This window comes from Corynebacterium tuscaniense (genome assembly GCF_008693065.1).
Lineage (GTDB): Bacteria > Actinomycetota > Actinomycetes > Mycobacteriales > Mycobacteriaceae > Corynebacterium > Corynebacterium tuscaniense.
This window is the reverse complement of record NZ_VXKH01000106.1, coordinates 1-3,348: the sequence shown is the minus strand read 5'-3', so window position 1 is coordinate 3,348 and position 3,348 is coordinate 1. Positions and strand designations below refer to the sequence as shown.

Here is a 3,348-nt window from a genome sequence, read left to right as displayed (position 1 = left end):
CGTCGGGATGCTTGGTGTAGCGCACGATCACCGCGTCCCCCGCCCCGACGCCGGAATCTGAGAGATGGCGGGCGATGCGTCCGGCCCGGGCCCAGACCTCTGCGTAGGTGTACGAGATGCCCCGGGCGGCGAGGCGCACGGCCGGCGCGTCCGGAGTCGCCGCGTATGCGGCTTCGACAAGCGAAACCAGGGTGTCATCGTGGATCGGGCCCGCAGCGTCGTTGTAGCGGGCGACGGCCCCCTCCGTCTCCGCATGACGGATGGGCAGAGCCTCTCCCCCCTCCGCCACCACGTCCAGGGCCTCCGCAACGGCCCCGAACATCGCATCTACCGCAGGGAAGTAATCGTCGACCACGTCCCACGACAACGTCATCCCGCCCGATGCCGGCATCACTTGGATGTCGAGGCACACCTGCGCGGTTTGCGTGTAGATGCGTTCGATGACCGGGCTGCGCCCGCTGCCCCGCTCGCCGCCGAGGTAGCTGGTGAACACCACCGGAGCAGTGGCCTGGGTCTGATTGGCCGCGTCCCGGAGGAATCGCTGTAGCACCTCCACACCGGAAACGCCGCGGTGGGACAGCCCTTCGCGGATGTCCAGGTCGATCGTCTCCGCCAACCCGTCGATGGTCGCGGCTCTCCCGGCGTCGACGCCGACGAGCATCGATGAAGTGAAATCTCCCATCACCCTCGTGCCCGCGGCGAGGCCGCTGCGTTCGCTGACAGTCACGTTGACCGTCAACGCCGATTCGGGCAGCCACCTGCAGACGACGGCGGCGTTGACGGCCATTACCAGCGATGACAGGGTAACTCCAATGCGGCGGGCCCGTTCGCCGAGCTTGGCGGTGATCTCCGCGTCGAGCACCGTGTCCAAGCGCCGGGTCGACCAATCGTCGTCACCCCTCACGGCCGTCGGGAACTCCGGGCGCCGCGGCAGATCTGCGACCTTCTTCTCCCAATAGGCGAGGTCCTCGGCTCGTTTCCCGTCGCGCCGGCGCGCAGAGATTGCCGCCAGGGCATCCCCATATCTGGAAGCCGGAGCCGGCGGCTCCCCGGCCAGCAGGGATTCGAGCTCGTCGAAGAACAGGTACACCGAACCCGCATCCATGACGATCATGTTGAAGTAGATGAACATCCTGCACCCACCCGCATCTGCGAGCAGCCTCGCGGCGACCATGGGACCGTCCTCGTTCGACGATCGCGCCGCGGTTCGCATGTCCCGACGGATCTCCCCCACCGCCGCGTCGACATCGTCGCCGGATCCGACTACCTCGACGGTGGCGAGGCACGCGCCGGTCGGGCTCAAGACCCCGGCATCGACGTCGAGCCGATGGAACAGCACGTCGTGACGCCCGAAGACCGTCCGCACGGCCTCCTCCACCTGCGGCAACGAATAGTCGTGCCGGGATTCCGCGTAGATGTACGTCGCTTGGCCGCCAAGCTCGATGTCCTCGTCCGCGCCGAGCAGGTAGGCGGTCTGGATTGGATTGAGCGGGACTGCATCCGCGGGACCGGCCCCATTTTTGCCGGCACAGCCGTCATCCGACTCACCCGTCGCTACAGCGGGGTCGGCTCCGGCAGCGGCGCCTGCGGCAGATCCGGCATCAGCGCCACCCCGGGCGGCGTCGATGACGGCCGCCAAATCAGCGACCGTGACCCCGGGGTCCATCGCCGCGTAATCGATGGTGACCCCGTACTCGTCCTCCAGCGCCAGCAGCATCTGGAGGAAAGTCAGGGAGTTCGGGATGTGGTCGCGGAGTTTCACGTCCGCCGAATCCAGGTGCACGCCGATGGCGTCGGCGATGGACTCCGACAGCCTTTCGGGGGCGACTCGGGCCCCGGTGCGGGCTCCTCCCACGGCGGTAGATGCGACGGCCGGCGCGATCGTTTCATTGGTCATCGTCATCGCCTCAGAGCAGAGCCTCGAGCTTGCGGCGGAGCTTCTTGCCGTTCGACGCGACGGGCAGCTCGTCGACCCACAGAACCCGGGAGACGGGCACCCCGGCGACGCGCATCAGCTCGGTCGTCGCGGACCGGGTCACCGCCTGTTCATCGATCGGAGGTTCATCCCCGTCCGATTGCCCGGCACCGGTCGCATCGTCGGCCTTACGATCGGTCGGGGTCCGCCTGGCCAAGAACACGGCGATCTCCTCTTCGCCCGTGGCTGGGTTGCTCCGGCCGAGAACGACAACATCGCGGTCAAGCGCATTCTCCAGCACGGCTTCCAAATCAGCCGAATAGTAATTCCGGCCGTTGACGAAGATGATGTCCTTCTTCCGGCCGAGGACGAACAACTCGCCGTCGCGGAGAATGCCCATGTCTCCCGTTGCGAACGCCCCGTCATCGGTGAGCTCGTGCTCCACGATCCCCTCTGCTGTGATCGCGGCGCGGGTCATCGGAGCGCCGGCGATGTGGATTTCACCGACGGTGCCGTCGCCGAGGACCCTGCCCCCGTCATCGCGGATGGTCAACGAGATCCCCGGGACGGCCTTGCCCAAGGCGACGAACTCAGCTCCGGACTCGCTCTCGATGTCCTCGAAACGCTGCCCCGTGGCGATGCCCGTCCGATCAAGTCGCACCGTGGACAGACCCGAGTAAATGTCCCGGGTCGTGACCAGCAGGCAAGCTTCGGACATTCCGTAGGCGGAGGTCAGGGCATCCTCCCGGAGGCCCATGGCGGACATCGCCGCGAGGAACTTCCGGGCCAATGGAGCGTCGATGGGTTCAGAACCGCTCATCAGCTTCTGGACGTTGGAGAAGTCGTAACCGTGGTCATCCCCGAGGGGCCGGCGCTCGAGATGGCGCAGGAAATGCTTGAACGCGAAGTTCGGGCACACTGTCACCGTCGGCCGGTGCCTGGTCACGGCCTCGAACCACCTCGGGGGATCGGCGACCACCTCTGAAACCGGCAGCAACACCTGGTCGTACCCACGAAAAAGGGCGTAGACGTGGAAGCCGATCAGCGAAAGGTTGTGGGTCAAAGGCAGCCACGTGAGCATCTTGTTCTCGTACCGGTGCGCGTGGCGTGGGATCGTCGCGCGCAGACCGTTCAGCACGGACTCGTTGGTTACGATGACGCCCTTTGGCGATCCCGTGGAGCCGGACGAAAACTGGATGAGGGCTTCGCCGGCCGTCCCACCTCGCACCGGGAACGCGGGGACCGCCCCGGCGCCATCCCCGGAATCCACGTCCCCCGCCTGAGAGAAGTCCGATTCAGCGTCACCCGGCATCGTCGCACCCGGTTCCGCGGCAGCGTCATTGACGATGGACACGTCGAGCAGCCGGTCCTCGCCCACGACCACGGCACCGTTTGCGCCGGTGAGCAGCGTGTGACTGCGTTCGTCGACCAGG

Annotated in this window: 2 protein-coding genes; both read right to left on the bottom strand. The window is 66.7% G+C overall.

The features are described 5' to 3' along the window. Window positions 1-1,897, bottom strand: a 1,897-nt coding sequence (locus tag F4V54_RS10570; protein WP_150387110.1) for a condensation domain-containing protein, incomplete at its 3' end; no start/stop codon positions are given. A 10-nt stretch (window positions 1,898-1,907) separates the two neighbouring features. Beyond that, window positions 1,908-3,348 (bottom strand): AMP-binding protein (locus F4V54_RS10565; RefSeq protein WP_150387109.1); only part of this gene is annotated, 1,441 nt, incomplete at its 5' end.